The 16,889-nt window shown below is 43.6% G+C and carries 19 protein-coding genes and 1 pseudogene; all 20 read left to right on the forward strand.

Annotated elements, in window-relative coordinates; genetic code table 11:
* Positions 1-119 precede the first annotated feature (119 nt).
* The 20 genes and pseudogenes from CYG50_RS07470 to CYG50_RS07565 all read left to right on the forward strand — a co-directional run bounded on the left by CYG50_RS07470 (position 120) and on the right by CYG50_RS07565 (position 16,887).
* Complete coding sequence (locus CYG50_RS07470; RefSeq protein ID WP_102140851.1) at positions 120-623, forward strand: DUF1441 family protein; 504 nt, start codon at positions 120-122, stop codon at positions 621-623.
* Positions 620-2,737 carry a phage terminase large subunit family protein gene (locus tag CYG50_RS07475; RefSeq protein WP_116068743.1) on the forward strand — a complete coding sequence of 706 codons (2,118 nt, stop codon included), beginning with the start codon at positions 620-622 and terminating at the stop codon, positions 2,735-2,737. The genes CYG50_RS07470 and CYG50_RS07475 overlap by 4 nt, the downstream gene beginning before the upstream one ends.
* Positions 2,734-2,949 carry a DUF6148 family protein gene (locus CYG50_RS07480; RefSeq protein WP_102140841.1) on the forward strand — a complete coding sequence of 72 codons (216 nt, stop codon included), beginning with the start codon at positions 2,734-2,736 and terminating at the stop codon, positions 2,947-2,949. The genes CYG50_RS07475 and CYG50_RS07480 overlap by 4 nt, the downstream gene beginning before the upstream one ends.
* The gene (locus tag CYG50_RS07485) at positions 2,946-4,451 is read left to right on the forward strand and encodes a phage portal protein (protein ID WP_116068741.1); all 1,506 of its coding nucleotides are present in this window, start codon (positions 2,946-2,948) and stop codon (positions 4,449-4,451) included. Before CYG50_RS07480 ends, CYG50_RS07485 begins: the two co-directional genes overlap by 4 nt.
* Positions 4,396-6,459: a ClpP-like prohead protease/major capsid protein fusion protein gene (locus CYG50_RS07490; RefSeq protein WP_375373110.1), complete on the forward strand. Its 2,064-nt coding sequence runs from the start codon at positions 4,396-4,398 to the stop codon at positions 6,457-6,459. Before CYG50_RS07485 ends, CYG50_RS07490 begins: the two co-directional genes overlap by 56 nt.
* A gap of 85 nt (positions 6,460-6,544) precedes the next feature.
* Positions 6,545-6,892: a DUF2190 family protein gene (locus CYG50_RS07495; protein WP_102140800.1), complete on the forward strand. Its 348-nt coding sequence runs from the start codon at positions 6,545-6,547 to the stop codon at positions 6,890-6,892.
* Positions 6,893-6,895: 3 nt separating this feature from the next.
* Positions 6,896-7,192 carry an ATP-binding protein gene (locus CYG50_RS07500; RefSeq protein ID WP_102140801.1) on the forward strand — a complete coding sequence of 99 codons (297 nt, stop codon included), beginning with the start codon at positions 6,896-6,898 and terminating at the stop codon, positions 7,190-7,192.
* Positions 7,170-7,733, forward strand: a complete 564-nt coding sequence (locus CYG50_RS07505) for a phage tail protein (protein ID WP_202981458.1) — start codon at positions 7,170-7,172, stop codon at positions 7,731-7,733. The genes CYG50_RS07500 and CYG50_RS07505 overlap by 23 nt, the downstream gene beginning before the upstream one ends.
* Positions 7,733-8,131 (forward strand): phage tail terminator protein, encoded by a 399-nt coding sequence (gpU, locus tag CYG50_RS07510; RefSeq protein WP_116068737.1) that lies wholly within the window; start codon positions 7,733-7,735, stop codon positions 8,129-8,131. The genes CYG50_RS07505 and gpU overlap by 1 nt, the downstream gene beginning before the upstream one ends.
* A gap of 11 nt (positions 8,132-8,142) precedes the next feature.
* Positions 8,143-8,634 (forward strand): annotated as a pseudogene (locus CYG50_RS07515) (phage tail tube protein); the annotation flags it as partial.
* A gap of 222 nt (positions 8,635-8,856) precedes the next feature.
* Entirely contained in the window at positions 8,857-9,420 is a 564-nt protein-coding gene (locus tag CYG50_RS07520) for a Rha family transcriptional regulator (protein ID WP_202981453.1), read from the forward strand.
* Between the two features lie 94 nt (positions 9,421-9,514).
* Positions 9,515-9,898, forward strand: coding sequence for a phage minor tail protein domain-containing protein (locus tag CYG50_RS07525; RefSeq protein ID WP_116068664.1), 384 nt, complete (start codon positions 9,515-9,517; stop codon positions 9,896-9,898).
* Positions 9,899-9,912: 14 nt separating this feature from the next.
* Positions 9,913-10,236: a phage tail assembly protein T gene (locus tag CYG50_RS07530; RefSeq protein WP_227528954.1), complete on the forward strand. Its 324-nt coding sequence runs from the start codon at positions 9,913-9,915 to the stop codon at positions 10,234-10,236.
* A complete protein-coding gene (locus CYG50_RS07535) occupies positions 10,211-13,180 on the forward strand; it encodes a phage tail tape measure protein (protein ID WP_116068734.1) in 2,970 nt (989 codons plus the stop codon). The genes CYG50_RS07530 and CYG50_RS07535 overlap by 26 nt, the downstream gene beginning before the upstream one ends.
* A gap of 44 nt (positions 13,181-13,224) precedes the next feature.
* Positions 13,225-13,554 carry a phage tail protein gene (locus CYG50_RS07540; RefSeq protein ID WP_168222833.1) on the forward strand — a complete coding sequence of 110 codons (330 nt, stop codon included), beginning with the start codon at positions 13,225-13,227 and terminating at the stop codon, positions 13,552-13,554.
* 76 nt (positions 13,555-13,630) lie between these two features.
* A complete protein-coding gene (locus tag CYG50_RS07545) occupies positions 13,631-14,500 on the forward strand; it encodes a hypothetical protein (RefSeq protein ID WP_102140751.1) in 870 nt (289 codons plus the stop codon).
* 97 nt (positions 14,501-14,597) lie between these two features.
* On the forward strand, positions 14,598-14,837 hold the full coding sequence (locus tag CYG50_RS07550) for a hypothetical protein (RefSeq protein ID WP_096863838.1): 240 nt from the start codon (positions 14,598-14,600) through the stop codon (positions 14,835-14,837).
* Positions 14,838-14,891: 54 nt separating this feature from the next.
* Positions 14,892-15,590, forward strand: a complete 699-nt coding sequence (locus CYG50_RS07555) for a phage minor tail protein L (protein WP_096863839.1) — start codon at positions 14,892-14,894, stop codon at positions 15,588-15,590.
* A 2-nt stretch (positions 15,591-15,592) separates the two neighbouring features.
* Positions 15,593-16,327: a C40 family peptidase gene (locus CYG50_RS07560; protein ID WP_375373120.1), complete on the forward strand. Its 735-nt coding sequence runs from the start codon at positions 15,593-15,595 to the stop codon at positions 16,325-16,327.
* Positions 16,231-16,887, forward strand: coding sequence for a tail assembly protein (locus CYG50_RS07565; protein ID WP_116068731.1), 657 nt, complete (start codon positions 16,231-16,233; stop codon positions 16,885-16,887). Before CYG50_RS07560 ends, CYG50_RS07565 begins: the two co-directional genes overlap by 97 nt.
* Positions 16,888-16,889 lie beyond the last annotated feature (2 nt).

The following is a 16,889-nucleotide window of genomic DNA, read 5'->3' on the forward strand; positions in this document are numbered from 1 at the left end:
TAATTTGTAAATATTGATATTGAGGTGACAGTTTTGAAAATGAGTTGTCACCTCAATGTGTTATATCTATCTGATAATAAATAAAAATATCAGTTTTCACCTGACAGAGTGAGGTGTCAATGTCCAACATCAGCAATCTGGGGGACGCCTACAACTGGAGCGTGGCTAAGATTGCTGAAGCATTCGGCTTGAATCGCGGAACAGTTAAAAAGCGATTGCTCGATGCAAACACCCCGATAGCAAATATGGTTCGGGGAAATCCCGTTTACGCTTTACGAGATATTGGCCCGATACTTTTCGGCGCTGACCCTGATGCCAATACGAACAGTCTGCAAGATCCATCATTAATGCCACCCAAAGATAGGAAAGATTGGTTCCAGTCTGAAAACGAACGGATAAAACTAGAAACCACACTTAAACAATTGGTTCCTGTTGCCGATGTGCATTTGGAAATGGCGGTATTAGTTAAAGCAATAACCCAAGTTTTAGATACATGGCCCGATAAATTAGAGCGAGATAAGGGATGGAACGCAGAGCAGCTCACTGAGGTGCAAATCATTGTTGATGAATTACGGGATATTCTCGCTTCTCGCGTGATGGATGCGGAGGATTTTGACGAATGACAGTAAATTATGCCTCAGCATCAACGGTAAGAAAGGATGTCGCATCATTATTAAAAGCTCCCCGTAGAATGCCAATTGCTCAGGCTGTAAAAAAATATATGCGCGTTCCAATGGGGGAAGGCTCTTCAATACCGTGGGATGATTCATTAACACCTTATATTATTGAACCCATGAATTGCCTTGCAGATCGTCGCTATGACTCAGTGATATTTGTTGGTCCAGCTCGAACAGGAAAATCATTGGGGCTGATTGATGGCTGGATCGTCTATGTCATTGTTTGTGACCCTGCAGACTTTCTTCTCATCCAAATGACGGAAGAAAAGGCGAGGGAACACTCTAAAAAACGATTGGATAGAGCCTTTCGTTCAAGTCGAGAGGTGGCTAAAAGACTAAGCCCTCACCGCAATGATAATAACGTTCATGACAAAACATTCAGGGCGGGGAATTATTTAAAAATTGGCTGGCCATCCGTCAATATTATGTCCTCTTCGGACTATCGGTTTGTTGCATTAACGGATTATGACCGGTTTCCTGAAGATATAGACGGAGAGGGTGATGCCTACACACTAGCCGCAAAGCGTACAACGACATTTATGTCCGCAGGTAAAACACTTGTTGAAAGCTCTCCTGGTCGAGAAATAACAGACAGTAAATGGCGACGAAATACACCTCATGAGGCACCACCTACAACGGGGATTTTGTCACTTTATAATCGGGGTGATCGCCGCCGCTGGTATTGGCCATGTCCGCATTGTTCAGAATATTTCTTACCAAACCGTGAAAACATGGTGGGCTTTAGTGAGGGCGATGACCCAACAGTAGGTAGCAAGGCAGCACGATTACAGTGTCCACACTGCATGGGAATTATCGAACCAGAACAGAAAAGAGAGCTAAACAATAAAGGCGTTTGGCTTAGAGAGGGGCAGTCGATTGACCAAAATGGCGTTATAACAGGTGAGCCAAGAGAGTCACGCATTGCTTCATTTTGGATGGAAGGTCCTGCTGCGGCTTATCAAACATGGGAAAAGTTAGTTTATAACTTACTTAATGCGGAGCAGGAATACGAGCGAACAGGCAGCGAGGAAACGTTAAAGTCAGTCATTAACACTGACTGGGGGCAACCGTATTTACCGAAAATCAGCCAAGAACAGCGAAGCGGCGATGATCTCAAGGCTCGTGCTGAGTATTGGGATTATGGAACGGTACCCGATGGTGTTCGTTTTCTTGTGGCTACCGTTGACGTGCAGGGTGGTAAAAAACGTCGATTTGTTGTTCAAGTCACAGGCTATGGCGCTAGAGGTGAACGTTGGATAATAGACCGTTTCGACATCACTCGCTCTTTACGTTATAGCGAAGATGGTGAGGCTAGAAAAATAGACCCATCTTCTTATGCGGAAGATTGGAATATATTAATTCCTGATGTACTTGATAAAACCTACCCACTTCAAGATCGTGAAGATTTAGAAATGGGAGTCCACGCTATGGCGATAGATACCGGTGGTGAGGAAGGGGTAACGGATAACGCTTATCAATTTTGGCGTAAATGCAAAAAAGACGGCCTAGCGCGCCGTGTCTATCTGTTTAAAGGAGATGGTAAAGCCAAAAGCAAGCTGATTACCAAATCCTACCCTGATAATACGGAACGTTCAGACCGCCGTGCAAGAGCGCGTGGTGATGTGCCTATTTATTTGTTGCAAACAAATGAATTAAAAGACCGTATTTCCGCACATTTAGGGCGGGAGACTGTGGGTAATAACTATGTCCATTTCCCTGACTGGCTCGATGATTCGTTTTACGATGAATTAACGTATGAAGAGCGCGACAGCAGCGGAAAATGGTCAAAGCCGGGCAAAGGGGCTAACGAAGCTTTTGACTTGATGGTCTATGCACATGCGTTAGTTATTTTACTCGGTTACGAAAAAATCAAATGGGAGAACCCGCCTAAGTGGGCTCAGTTGCCGGATATCAGTGAAGTTAAACTATCACCTCTGACTTCTAATCAACCTCCTCCAAAATCAACACCAATTCAAACTCAAACAGAAACGCAAGAAACCAAGCCTAGCGCAAGTTCGGCATGGACTCCTGTGTCTTCAACATCTGGGGGATGGGTATGACCCGAGACGAAATTAAAGAAATGAGGGACGCGTATCTAAAAGCGGAAATGGAAATACTGCAGGGGAAAAGTGTCACATTTAATGGGCAGTCCATGACAATGGAAAACCTCAGCGAGATCCGCAAGGGGCGAGAATACTGGGAGAGGCGATATGCACAAAGCAGTGCTACAAAACGCAAGTCACCCGGCTATAAATTAGCGAGGTTCCAATGAATTTTCTTGATAAAGCCATATCGGTGATTTCACCAGGATGGGCCAGTAGTCGCTTGCGCTCACGAAACCAAATCCTCGCCTATGAAGCCGCAATGCCATCACGGCAACATAAAGCAAGGCGAGAGCCCCGTAATGCCAATCAATTAACGCAAACTGGGGGGAAATCATTGCGCGAGCAGGCGCGGTGGTTAGATAACAACCATGATCTTGTGATTGGTATCCTCGATAAAATGGAGGAGCGGGTTGTTGGTAGTAGGGGAATCATCGTTGAACCTCAGCCACTATCAATAACAGGGCAAATCCATGAAGAACTAGCCAAACAAATAAGATCTGCTTGGGCTGAATGGTCAATTCGTCCAGAAGTGACAGGGCAATTTACGCGCCCAATGCTTGAGCGTCTCTTGGTTCGAACATGGATACGCGATGGGGAGGTCTTTGCTCAATTAGTCAAAGGAAACCAAAAGGGGTTGGATAAACAAGCGGGGATTCCGTTTTGGTTGGAAGCACTTGAACCTGACTTTGTTCCTATTCATCTTGATGATACAGGGGAAAATATCCGACAGGGGATCCAATTAAATAACTGGGGTCGCCCACAATCCTATTCTGTTTACAAAAACCTGTTAACCGCAGGACAGCAAATGGGAGATCTCAAATCCATCCTCGCTGAAAACATGCTGCATATAAAATATGTACGGCGGTTACATCAGGTGCGTGGTGTCAGTTTATTTTCAGGTATCTTAATGCGCCTAAGCTCTTTGAAGGACTATGAGGACGCAGAGCTTACAGCAGCAAGGATTGCAGCTTCATTAGGGATGTACATTAAAAAAGGTGATGGCAGTTTCTATGATGCCGATGAAGATAAAGAAGACCGAAATATCATCATTGAGCCGGGCATAATCTACGATGACTTATTGCCCGGTGAAGAAGTTGGCATGATCAAATCGGATAGGCCAAACCCAAACCTTGAAAACTTTCGGAACGGTCAGTTAAGAGCTGTTGCTGCAGGTAGCCGGGGTAGCTATTCCAGTATTGCTCGTGACTACAACGGAACATACAGCGCACAAAGACAAGAACTGGTGGAGTCATTTGAAGGGTATTACATCTTGCAAGATACCTTCTGCGGCTCAATTAGTCGGCCTGTTTATCGACAATGGTTACAGATGGCTATCGCTGCTGGCGTCATTGTGGTTCAGGCTGATGTTGACCGTAACTCACTGTACAACGCGACATACAGCGGGCCTGTTATGCCATGGATAGATCCACTTAAAGAGTCAGCGGCATGGAAAACACAAATTCGAGGAGGGGCGGCAACAGAGAGTGATTGGGTTCGTGCTAGAGGTGGAAACCCAGCGGAAGTTAAACGCCGCCGCAAAGCGGAAATTGATGAAAATAAACGGCTTGGATTGGTTTATGACACAGATCCCGCCAATGACAAAGGTAACGACAATGCAGACGAGAAACGCGCATCTCATGCTACCAAAAAACAGCACGAAGATGAGTAAACCGCTAATGTCGGCACCGGAGAAAAGCTGGTTTCAAATGAAAGCAACCAGTGAGACTTCAGCCGATATTTATATTTATGACGAAATTGGGATGTGGGGGATAAGTGCAAAGCGATTTACCGAAGATTTAATTTCCCTTGGCAATATCAACCATATCAACCTCCATATTCATTCACCCGGCGGTGAGGTTTTTGAGGGTATCGCCATTTATAACCAGCTCAAAAACCACAATGCCAACATTACGGTTTATATCGATGGGTTAGCGGCTTCCATGGCGTCCGTTATTGCCATGGTGGGTGACGAAGTCAAAATGCCAAAAAATGCCATGATGATGATCCATAAACCTTGGGGTGTGTCGTGGGGTGATGCCAATGATATGCGAGATTATGCTGATCTGCTCGATAAGGTCGAAAACGTCTTAATTCCTGCCTACATGGAAAAAACTGGGAAAACCAAAGAAGAAATTGAAGCCATGCTCGGCGAAGAGACATGGTTAACGGCAGAAGAGTGCGTGGAGCACGGTTTTGCTAATACTGTGATTGAGCCGGTTAAAGCCATGGCCAGTCTTTCATCTAAACGCATCGAGGAATTTAAATCCATGCCGAAATCATTACAAAACACCTTGAAAAATAGCTTAGCTAACCCACGAAACACAATAACATCAAACGCACCGGCGACAGAGCCTGCACCACAATCACAAAATCCAACTAATACACAACAGCCAGATACGGCAAGCATTCAGGCGCAAGCACGACAAGCCGAGCAAACGCGCATGAATGGTATTAAAGATTTGTTTGCGATGTTCGGCGGTAAGCATGACAGCATCATGGTTGAGTGCCTGACAGATATCAACTGCACCGTCGAGCAAGCAAAAGACAAAATTTTAGATTTGGTAGCCAAAGAGGCGACACCAACAAATAAAAATAATTACGGTGCTCATATTTATGCGAATAACGGTAATCTTGTCGGGGATAGCGTCCGCGCATCATTAATGGCGCGTGCAGGATATGATGAAATTCAAGCCGATAACCCATATAACTGCATGACTTTACGTGAATTGGCGCGTATGTCATTAGCGGATCGCGGTGTGGGCGTTGCGAGTTACAATCCAATGCAAATGATTGCGATGGCCTTTACGCATACAACCTCAGACTTCGGTAATATTCTCCTCGATGTTGCCAATAAATCCATTTTACAGGGGTGGAATGAAGCAGAGGAAACCTTTGATTTATGGACCAAGAAAGGCCAACTTAGTGACTTTAAAACCGCAACGCGTGTAGGGATGGGGGGCTTCAATTCACTTCGTACCGTCCGTGAAGGGGCAGAATATAAATACGTAACGACCAGTGACAAAAAAGAGACGATTGCACTGGCGACTTACGGGGAGCTGTTTAGCATTTCTCGTCAAGCCATTATCAATGACGACATGTCCATGCTAACCGATATCCCAATGAAATTGGGGAGTGCTGCAAAAGCGACGATTGGGGATCTGGTTTACCTTATTTTAACCAAAAATGAAAAAATGCGGTCCGATAATAAACCTCTCTTTAGTGCTGACCATGGCAACACGATTAAGGGGGGAATGGATGTTGATACTATTGGTAACGGTAGAACCGCTATGCGTAAGCAAAAAGAAGGTGAACGCACGTTAAATATTCGCCCTGCCTTTATGCTTGTGCCGACCGCGTTAGAAATCGCTGCCATTCAGGTAGTAGGTTCAGGTAGCGTAAAAGGCGCAGATGTGAACGCTAATATTATTAACCCTATCCGCAATATCGCTGAAATCATCACAGAGCCCCGTTTGGATATCAACAGCGATACCACTTGGTATATGACTTCAGCGAAAGGCACTGACACAATCGAAGTTGCTTATCTAAATGGTGTTGATACGCCGTATATCGACCAACAAGAAGGTTTCACTTCTGACGGTGTAACTACAAAAGTCCGCATCGATGCTGGTGTTGCTCCTGTTGATTACCGCGGATTGGTGCGCGTTGAAGCTCCATAAGCAAAACTAAGAATACAAAACCTCTCGCCCTAACGGGCTTTTTTTATACCTAAAATCTGGCTCCTCGGGGCCAGAAGGAGAAGTTATGGCTAAGAATTATCAACAACAGGGATTAACTGTTGAAATTAAAAATACAGGTGCAACCGCTATTATCAGTGGCGATTTGGTCATGGTGGGTGCATTAGCCTGTATCGCTGCAACAAATATTGAACCAGGGGAAACTGGTGATGGATTTGCTGAAGGTGTCTTTTTACTAAAGAAAAAGGCGGGCGTTGCATTAACGGCAGGTCAAGCGGTGACAGGTGATAAAGGGGTTGTTGCAGATAAAGGCGGCGTTCCTGTTGGTATCACATGGGAAGCGGCTGAAGCTGGCGCGGAATTAGTACCCGTAAAACTTAATATTTTCCCAGCGACAGCGGCAGCAGGTGGTTAATTTATGAGTGCGTTTGAGAGGTTAACAGATCGACTGGACGCACTCACCACCAAACGAATGGGAAAGCCTATATCTATTAACGGTATAGACCACATCGGGGTGGATTCGCACTTTTTACCTGAATTCGGCCCCGTCACAGGGGATGGGCTTTCTTATGTCATTTTTTCAGCGGGTTATCAACCTAGAAAAAACGACAAAGTGGTTGCTGGTGGGCGCTCTTATCTGGTCACTCGCTATCAACGATTTAATGGTAAATGGATGATTTTTGTTGAGGACGATGATGATGAAGGGGAAGGATGAAGCGATTCGAAACCTTAACATTATTGTTGAGAAAGTCACTCCCGTTGCAACAGCTCAAGCGATAAATCGTATTGCTGCTCGAGCAGTAAGTCGCAGTGTTAAGCAAGTTTCTAAAGAAGTCAAAATCCAACAGAAGATCATCCGCAAGCGCGTAAGGCTCAAAAAGGCCAGTGCAAAGCATGGAACCCCTAAAGCGCGGATCACTGTGAACAGGGGGAATTTGCCCGCTATTGTACTTGGTACAGCGCGCGTTCAATTATCCCGAAGTCGAGGGATTGAGCGACGACATGGCAGTGTTTTAAAAGTGGGTAAATTCACCTTTAAAGGCGCATTTATTCAACAGTTAAAAAATGGTAAATGGCACGTCATGCAACGACTCAGTTTAAGTCGTTACCCGATTGATGTTGTTAAAATACCCGTTTCTAAACCGCTAACGGAAGCCTTTGAAGAGCATGCAGTTAAAGTCCGTGAGGAGGACATGAGTAAAGAAATGCGTGATGCCTTAAATAACCAATTACGGCTGTATTTTAAGGGGGGGTAGTGATTAAGCACACCAAGATCCGCGAGCTAGTGATTGAGGGCCTCAAAGCTAGCATTCCAAAATTATCAACTTATGACGGGCGACCCGTCAACTTCGATGAAAATGAACTGCCTGTTGTTGCTGTTTATTTAACTGAGCCTCGCCCAGACCCAAAGTACCTTGATAGCAATCAATGGACAGCCATTCTTCATATTGAGCTGTTTTTAAAAGCGGCCAAAACCGATTCTGATTTAGATAAATGGGTAGAAGAAAAACTGTATCCAGCAATCAAAAACATAACAAATTTAGGTGATGTATTAACCGATATGACGCCAAAGGGGTTTGATTATAATCGTGATGATGAAATGGCGCTATGGGCATCGGTTGATATTACTTACCAAATTGAATATGAAATGTAAGGAATTTTAAGATGACAAAAGTACCAAATCCACTGGAGCCCACGAAAGGGGCTGGCACGACACTCTGGGTTTACACCGGAACAGATGACCCTACCAAGGATCCGCATACTGATACAGGTTTTACTCGATTAGCTAAAATCAAATCACTAGAGCCGGGGGAAATCACGGCGGCAAGTGAAGATGACAGCTACCTTGATGACCCTGATGGCGACTGGGAAAACACCACTCAGGGTGAGAAATCATCAGGTGAAACCAGTGTTACCCTTGCTTGGCTGCCGGGTGAAGAAGGACAAAAAGACCTTGTTAAATGGTTTGATGAAGGTGCGCCACGCTTTTACAAAATTCTGTACCCAAATGGCACGCTGGATTTATTTAAAGGCTGGATTAGCGGCCTAGGTAAACAAGTCCCGATCAAAGAAACCATAACCCGAACGGTAAAGATAAAGAACACAGGCCGTCCAACCATGGCAGAAGAAATCCCCCCAAAACCAGCGGGTAAAACAGTTACTCAACCAAAAGAGTAATAAATATTTAAATCAATCAAATAGCCACAGAAATGTGGCTTTTTTATATGCATTTCACCCTGTGCACCACATGCACACACACCTAAAGCATCGAACCGTTATTTAGGAATGAGCCTTTGAGGAAATCAGTTATAGCTGATACTGCTTCGATGGGCTGATCTCCTATGTGGCAAGGGTTCATTACTAAGTAAGGACAGTATCATGGCTAAATTAACAGTCATCAATAATGCTATATCTGAACAACCAACTATGACCAGCTTAGAAATGGTTGACTACATTAATGCTGATAGAAAAGCAAAGGCTGAGGTGGAAGGTTTAAACTTCCCATGCAAGCAATATAAAAAGCTTTCACATAAAAACTTTATGGCAAAAGCTCCAAGAGTTTTAGGTGAAAGTCAATCAGCTAAATTTTTAGCTGATTACATTGATAGCAAAGGGCGGTCATATCCGTGCTTTAAATTCCCTAAGCGTGAAGCTTGTCTGATGGCTATGAGTTATAGCTACGAACTTCAAGCACAAGTATTCGATCACATGACAGAGTTGGAGGCTGAATCAGGATTTGGATTTACCATCCAGCAACTACAGCACATGTTAGCAGTGGCAAGAAAAGCTTCTGATGAAGATTCTAGCGATGCAGGCCGCCGATTACGTAAAAGGCAAGATGATTTGGTTATATTAAATCGCGCTGAAAAGCTGATTGGTGACATTAGCCAAATGGCTCTAGGGTTAGTAGGTGGCGGTAAGTTGCTAACTCATGACAAATAAATTTAATTACGTCTCCTCAAAATTGAGGGCATTGATTTTACAGATAAATAGGTCGCTAAGCGGCCTTTTTTATTATTAACGAAAAGGTATCGATATGTTTTTAAAGAAAAAAGAAATCAAAATTGGTGAAGAAGTTATCATTCTTTCTGAATTAACTGCCCTGCAGCGTGCTGAGTATTTTGAATTATTAGTCCATCAAGAGAGTGAACTTGAAAACCTCAAAGGTCACGCGCTGGGAGCTAAAGTAAATCGACATGGCGTTGAGCAACTTACATGGATTGTCTCTCGCTCGATTTGGAACACTGATAGAAATCGCGACATTGAAACCATCTATCAGGAAATACTCGATAACTGGGGTGATTCAGCCTTAAAAGCCGCATTTGATACCGCCTCTAAACTAAGCGGCATGAACAATGACAGCGACCCTAGTGAAAAAGAAGGGCAAGAAGCGCAGGAGCCTGAATCACTGGAAAAGTAGTCGCGCGTGAACGTGTGTTTGCTTTGCGACTGGCGCGTGAATTTGGGCGACCTGACTGGCGACGAATGCTAGATGAAATCAGTGCAACCGAGTATAGCGATTGGACCGACCATTTCAGCAAAGTACCGTTCACGCCTCAGCTTATTGATACCGAATTTGCTGCATTACAGAAAACCGTATTTCAGACCATGTTTGGTGGTGATACTGAGTTAACCGATTTTATGTTACTGACCGATGTAGAGGCGAGTGATACAGAAATGTCAGACGAAACACTGCAGACAATCGGCGAGGGAATTGTCGGAGGGGTGCGATATGAGCAACCAAATAGCGGATCTTGAGATTAAGATTGGCGCGAATACAACCGAATTCCTTGAGAAAGCCGGACGTGTTGAGCGTGAATTAAACAAGCAGGAGCGTGATGACCAGCGATTTGCGAAAATGCGCCAAGATGCATTAGACCATATCGCAGCAAAGGAAAGTGAAAGGCAGAGAAAACGGCAGTCTCAACTCAAGCAGTTTAGTGACGCGTCTGCAGCAGCGCATCAGCAAAAAATTTCAGAGCTTGAAGCAGAAGCACGCGCCGTTGAAAAAAATCACATAGATGTGAAGCGCATTTTTGAGGAAGAGATGCGTAAAGGAAAGCGGCCCGAATCAAATACTGGACTTGTTGCACAGTATGATGCGCAAATGGATGCATTGCAAAAGTACAATAAAGGACTTGAAGAAGCCCAAGCAATACGCCAGCGTCTTAACAGAGACTTACAAAACGGGCTCCTGGTTGGTAAAGAGTATGCGACACTTCAAAATCGAATCGGTGGGATAATTAAAACAACCACAAGAGCCGAAGAAGAGCAAACGCAGGCCAAGCAGCGTTTTATTAACAAGTTAAAAGAACAAGTGACTCAACAGAACTTGTCTCGCACTGAAATGTTACGTATTCAAGCAGCTCAGCTGGGAGTTTCAAGTTCAGCTGATGTTTACATTCGCAAACTTGAAAAACAAAACGTAGCGTTAAAAGGTGTAACGATTAGCTCTGGCCAGTATCGCCAAGCAATGCGACAGTTGCCAATGCAAATGACCGATATTGTCACTTCTTTGGCTTCCGGCATGCCACCGTGGTTAGTAGCCGTTCAGCAGGGAGGGCAAATTAAAGACTCGTTTGGTGGGTTTGGTAATTCACTGAAAGCGATCACATCTTTAATTACACCATGGAAAGTGGCCATGTTTGGTGGTGCCGGCGCATTAACGGCATTTGGTGTTGCTGCTTATCAAGGGTCTAAAGAGCTCAGCGAGTACAATAAACAGCTTATTTTAACGGGCAACTATGCCGCTAAAACCAAAGGCCAACTTAATGAATTAGCAAGGTCACTTTCGGGTGACGGTATCACGCAGTACAAAATGGCTGATGCGCTGGCACAAGTCGTTGGTTCGGGGTCGTTCACTGGCTCACAGGTAGACATGGTTGCTGGCGTTGCGGCAAAAATGGAAAAGGCCACAGGGCAATCTATCGATGAAACTATCAAGCAATTTCAGCGACTCAAAGATCAGCCGGTTCAAGCTGTTATGGAATTGGATAAGTCTCTCCACTTTTTAACAGCAACGCAACTTGAGCAAATAACTACGCTTGAGGAGCAGGGGCGAACATCTGATGCAGCTAAGATTGCGATGGAATCTTATGCTAATTCAATGAGAGACAGGACGTCTCAAATTGTTGAAAACTTAGGGTATCTAGAATCAGCTTGGAGCTGGGTTGGTGATGCTGCAAAAGATGCTATAGATAAAATGCGTAACCTCGGAAGAGATCTATCGGTAGAAGATGAAATTAGCCGATTAGAAGATTACATAACGAGATTCGATAATTCAATTTATACGTTTGGAATGGATGAAAGAAAGCAAAGGCTGGCAGCGTTAAAAGAAACAAAATTCCAAAATGATATTAAAGCAGCGCGGGAAAAAGCTGATAGAAATGAAGAAGAGAGAAAGAAAAGAACATTTAATGCAGACCAAAAATTAAAAAGAGATTACGAAAAAGCAGAGGAAAAGCATCAAAGAAGACTTAATGAAATAAAGAATTCTGGAGGTTCAAAAAACGTAATTGATGAAGCGATAAAGCGAGAGGAGATAAGATATAAGAAGGAGTTAGCTAGAGAAACTCCAAAAAAACCGAAAGGTAAGGCGTTTCGTCCTGATATGGGAACGCGGAACGATGAATCGGCACAAGCTGAAGTCACATCTCTTCAAGCTCAGTTAAAGCTACTTGAACAGCATTCCTCAACCACTGACTTTATTAGTCAGCAGCGTAAAAATTTACAGCTAGAACAAGCCAAATTTGATGTTTTAGAGGAGGCAAGCAAAACTCGTAAATTATCCCTTGATGAACAATCTTTATTAAAAAATAAAGAAAGTATTTTAGCAAATAAGATGAAATTAGCTGATTTGGGCGACCAAATTTCCAAGCAAGAACATCTTAATAAATTGCAAGATCAGGCTGATAAATACGTCAAACAGCAAGAAGCACGGCAAAAAGCCATTGCGGATTCGCTGGGCAAGTCGTCTTTAGAGCTTCAGCGGGCACTCGAAATAGAGCAATTACGTTCAACCTATGGCAATACCCCACAGTGGGAAAAAGTTGAAGGCGCAAAATTATCGACCTTTGCCCAAGAAGATGCCGCTAAACAAGATTGGGCGGCTGGCATGAAAACAGTCTGGGGTGACTATCGTGACGCCGCTTTAGATGCTAATGCGCAAATTCAAAGCGTTACATCAGCGACATTAAATGGATTTAGCTCCACACTGTCTAGCGTGCTAGTGGATGGACAAGCCAACTTTAAAGACTTCACTAAATCAATTTTGAAAATGCTAGCGGAAATTGCTATCAAAATGAGTATTGTTAAAGGATTGGAAGCCTTTGGCTTTGGTGGTGTGACCGCTAATGCAAAAGGGGGTGTATACAACTCTCCTGGTCTTAGTGCGTACAGTGGACAAATTGTATCGAAGCCAACTTTATTCCCGTTTGCTCGTGGCGCTGGATTAATGGGTGAAGCAGGACCAGAGGCGATATTACCTTTACGCCGAGGAATTGATGGGAAATTGGGGGTTGTAGCTGCAAGCGGTCCAACGGGCGGTGAGGTTAATCAAACTTTCCAAATTAATATTCAAAATGATGCTAGCAACGGTGAAATTGGGCCGAATGCAGTTAAACAAATTTTGAATTTAGTGGAGCAAAAAACCAAGCAAGTTATGATAAAAGAACGCCGTGATGGTGGTTCGTTTCAAGCGTAACATAATATGAAGCCCTCTGTTGAGGGCTGAATAATGGAGGGTTAATGGAAACATTTAACTGGCCTATTAAACCGGGGATGGGAACAGAATCCTCCCCCCGAGTGAGATCTGTTAGTTTTGGTGATGGGTATGAACAACGTAAACCTGATGGGCTAAACTCACAGCTTGAAAAATTCAATGTGAACCTATCTCTTACGCCAGAAAAGGCTAATCAGGCGTTAGATTTTTTAAAGCGCCATGGAGGGGTAAAATCATTTTTATTTCAACCGACTAAAAGCCAGCCAGCGGTTGTTGTCGTTTGTAGAAAATGGTCTTCAGACAGCGGCAACATCCGCAAAACAATAAGTGCCGAATTTGAAGAAGTGGTTCTGTGATCAGTTCATAAGTTTTAATTAAAGCGTCATCTCGGCTATCATTGGTCAATTGATAAGAGGCAAAAAAGGGGCTTTGATGAAAAAACTAGTGTTGGGGTTACTGCTTTGTTCGCCTGTATTTGGAGCTTCGGCGGAATGGGAATACCAGAGCGACACTGACCAAATGCGAGGGACGACTTCTTATTTGGGCACAATGGTAATTAAGCCAATAAGTAATAGTTCCGCTGGTGATTTAACTATGATCGTTGCTAGTGATAATAATAAAACATCTACTGGCATAGGAATGTACCTTCTAAATGAGCATTTTGATTGTGATAATGTAAGGCTGTGCAAAATCGCAGTGAAATTTAATAAAGGAAAGGTACTGGATAATTACATCAGGCTCAGCAAAGATCATTCTATAGCTCACTTTGTCGATGGCATGGAGTTAATTGAAACCCTTAGAATGGTTGATTCAGTCTTTATTGAGGTACCTGTTAGTGGTAAAGGATTAGTTCAATATAAATTTAATCCAGCAGGCATGAAGTGGAGCGGTATAGTAGAAGAGGGGGAGTACATCACATCAATAGGTGATGTTGATTTTATCAAATCTGTAATTGAGCCATCTAACGATACCTATGTGAATGATAGGGGGCACAAGTGTAATCTAATTAAGAATTTTAAATTCGGCACAAATAATAAGTTTGTCGGTGACGCCTCTATTTGCTTTGCCAGCCAAAAACCAATTTATATTGAGATAGATAATATTATTGCCAAAAGAAATGACCTGATCCGAGAAATTAATAAAGCTCGTAAAGATGACGAAGAACTAAATGGTGATGTAAGGGTGTGGTTAAATTCAGATGACAGTAAATATTTATCATCAGTTTTCATGAGTAAAAGTAAACTGAAAGGATATCAAATACACATGTCCTACAAGCCAAATGCAAACGCTTTTATAGAATAACCCGGTATAAATATTTCATTGGTGATAGCCATCCTCGGGTGGTTTAATAGGGTAATATATGATCTGTTTAGCAATCTAATTTTATTGGGGTTCTAAAGTGAAATCATATAAATACATTATCGGTTTTGCGGTTGGCTTTCTATTACTATATTTAGCGATACCTAGTACTAATGAGTCACCAAAAGATAAAGAGAAAAGTAAGGACAGAGATGTAATAAAACTTTGTTGGAAAGATTATGAGAAAAAATCTCTTTCACCAGAGACTAAGCAATTCGTTGCTTCCGTGTGTGAAAAGAAAGAGGATGATTTTCAAAAAAAATATGGTGTAAAACCATAATGTTACATCTTTCAAAACAGCCACCTTCGGGTGGTTTTTTTATGGGTAAAATAAATGCAAAACATCCCACCAGAATTGCTGATCGCGACAACAAAACTTGAAGCAGAAGCAGAAATTATACTCTATGAAATAGACCTAACAAATATAGGTGGAATTCGGTATCGATTCCACAACGGTACCAATGAATCATCAGGACCGGTTATTTGGCAAGGCCAAGAATATGAACCTTACCCAATCATGGGGGATGGGTTTGATTTAAATGGCAAGGGTCCATCGACACGCCCAACTATTTCATTGTCTAATTTGTTCGGCCTAATTTTTGGTATAGCTAGTCGCCTAAACTCAGGTTTAGGGGGGATTGTTATTCGCCGTAAAACAACAGCACAATTCCTCGATGCAGCGAATTTTGCTGGTGGTAATGACAATGCAGATCCAACGCAAGAGCAAGTTAGTCGCTGGGTGATTGAGCAACTAACCAGCCTTAATGCGGAAACAGCGACATGGGAACTTGCCGCCCCAACGGAAACAGATGGCGCCACTTTTCCAGCTCGAGTCATCCTTTCTGATGTATGTAATTTTGGCTATCGCTCTGAAGAGTGCGGCTATAAAGGTGCACCGGTTGCTGATGAGCTCGGCAACCCAACTCAAGACCCCAGTAAAGATAAATGCGGTAAGCGCTTATCTGATTGTAAATTAAGGAATAACGCACACCGAATAGGCTGCTTCCTCTCTTCGTCTCGCCTCAGTCAATAAGGATCGCCATGTTAGAACAAACTATTTTGGAACATGCAAAACGCATGGCGCCACAGGAATCGTGTGGCCTTGTGATTATTCAAGACGGTACCGAGATTTATATTCCTTGTGAAAACCAACATATCGACCCTGAAAATCATTTTTCAATTGCGGCTGAAGACTACATTCAAGCCAGCCAAATAGGTGAAGTCATCGCGATTGTTCACAGTCACCCCGGCGGCAATCCCTATTTAAGTTCAGCAGATAGAGCGCACCAGTTAAAAACAAACCTCCCCTGGTGGTTGGTTTGCGATGAAAAAATTATCAAATTTGAGTGTGTGCCAAAGTTATTAGGCCGTGAGTTTATTCATGGCTCTACAGATTGTTATGGCCTATTCCGTGACGCTTACCATTTAGCCGGTTGCTCATTGCCAGACTTTGACCGTGAAGACAATTGGTGGCGGAAAGGGAAGGAGCTCTATTTAGATAACTTAGCGGAAAATGGCTTTAAGCAAGTCAAAAGAGATATCCAGCCCGGCGATATTATTTTGTGTTGCTATGCCAGTTCCCGCGCAAATCATGCCGCAATCTACTTGGGCGACCAAACTATTTTGCATCACGTTCCTAATCAATTGAGTAAGCGAGAGGTTTATAACGAAAGATGGCAACGAATGACTCACTCGATTTGGCGCTACCGCGACTGGCAACCATCCGCTTTTATGGGGATCTGCAACGATTTGGCCGTCGATTCGATTTAAATATTAAAACCGCAGCTGAAGGGCTTCATGCCTTATTTCTTCAAATTCCCAATCTAAAACAACAATTCCGTGATGGCTGGTACCAAATTCGCATTAGCGGATCCGATGTTGACCCCAGCGAATTACATCAGCGTGTCCATGAACCTCTGATGGCAAATGCGGTAATTCACATCGTTCCGCGTATCGAGGGTGCAAAAACAGGGGGGGCATTTCAATTTATTGCCGGCGCAGCCGTTTTGGCGATCGGGTGGTGGAACCCTGCAGGCTGGAGTTTTGGCGCGTCGATGATGCTGGCAGGTGGTGCAATGATGATTGGTGGGGTCGCGCAAATGTTAACGCCGATACCTAAGCCTGCCAATTTGTCGCGTTCTGAAGAAGAAAAAGGGAACACGTACTTCAGCAATCTCGAAAACGCAGTGGCGCAGGGGATGGCGGTACCGGTTGCTTATGGTGAAATTATGTGCGGCTCAAGGGTGATTTCACAAGCAATTGAAATCATGGATGACGGTGACGCAAAAGATATTGATGTGGGTAAACACGGTGGTAGTGGGGAGACGTAATC

Source organism: Providencia huaxiensis (genome assembly GCF_002843235.3).
Lineage (GTDB): Bacteria > Pseudomonadota > Gammaproteobacteria > Enterobacterales > Enterobacteriaceae > Providencia > Providencia huaxiensis.

What these genes read in the sequence shown, in the direction of transcription:
- CYG50_RS07470 (WP_102140851.1), top strand. Translation starts at nt 120, where the DNA reads ATGTCCAACATCAGCAATCTGGGGGACGCCTACAACTGGAGCGTGGCT.
- CYG50_RS07475 (WP_116068743.1), top strand. Translation starts at nt 620, where the DNA reads ATGACAGTAAATTATGCCTCAGCATCAACGGTAAGAAAGGATGTCGCA.
- CYG50_RS07480 (WP_102140841.1), top strand. Translation starts at nt 2,734, where the DNA reads ATGACCCGAGACGAAATTAAAGAAATGAGGGACGCGTATCTAAAAGCG.
- CYG50_RS07485 (WP_116068741.1), top strand. Translation starts at nt 2,946, where the DNA reads ATGAATTTTCTTGATAAAGCCATATCGGTGATTTCACCAGGATGGGCC.
- CYG50_RS07490 (WP_375373110.1), top strand. Translation starts at nt 4,396, where the DNA reads ATGCAGACGAGAAACGCGCATCTCATGCTACCAAAAAACAGCACGAAG.
- CYG50_RS07495 (WP_102140800.1), top strand. Translation starts at nt 6,545, where the DNA reads ATGGCTAAGAATTATCAACAACAGGGATTAACTGTTGAAATTAAAAAT.
- CYG50_RS07500 (WP_102140801.1), top strand. Translation starts at nt 6,896, where the DNA reads ATGAGTGCGTTTGAGAGGTTAACAGATCGACTGGACGCACTCACCACC.
- CYG50_RS07505 (WP_202981458.1), top strand. Translation starts at nt 7,170, where the DNA reads ATGATGATGAAGGGGAAGGATGAAGCGATTCGAAACCTTAACATTATT.
- CYG50_RS07520 (WP_202981453.1), top strand. Translation starts at nt 8,857, where the DNA reads ATGGCTAAATTAACAGTCATCAATAATGCTATATCTGAACAACCAACT.
- CYG50_RS07525 (WP_116068664.1), top strand. Translation starts at nt 9,515, where the DNA reads ATGTTTTTAAAGAAAAAAGAAATCAAAATTGGTGAAGAAGTTATCATT.
- CYG50_RS07535 (WP_116068734.1), top strand. Translation starts at nt 10,211, where the DNA reads ATGAGCAACCAAATAGCGGATCTTGAGATTAAGATTGGCGCGAATACA.
- CYG50_RS07540 (WP_168222833.1), top strand. Translation starts at nt 13,225, where the DNA reads ATGGAAACATTTAACTGGCCTATTAAACCGGGGATGGGAACAGAATCC.
- CYG50_RS07545 (WP_102140751.1), top strand. Translation starts at nt 13,631, where the DNA reads ATGAAAAAACTAGTGTTGGGGTTACTGCTTTGTTCGCCTGTATTTGGA.
- CYG50_RS07555 (WP_096863839.1), top strand. Translation starts at nt 14,892, where the DNA reads ATGCAAAACATCCCACCAGAATTGCTGATCGCGACAACAAAACTTGAA.
- CYG50_RS07565 (WP_116068731.1), top strand. Translation starts at nt 16,231, where the DNA reads ATGGCAACGAATGACTCACTCGATTTGGCGCTACCGCGACTGGCAACC.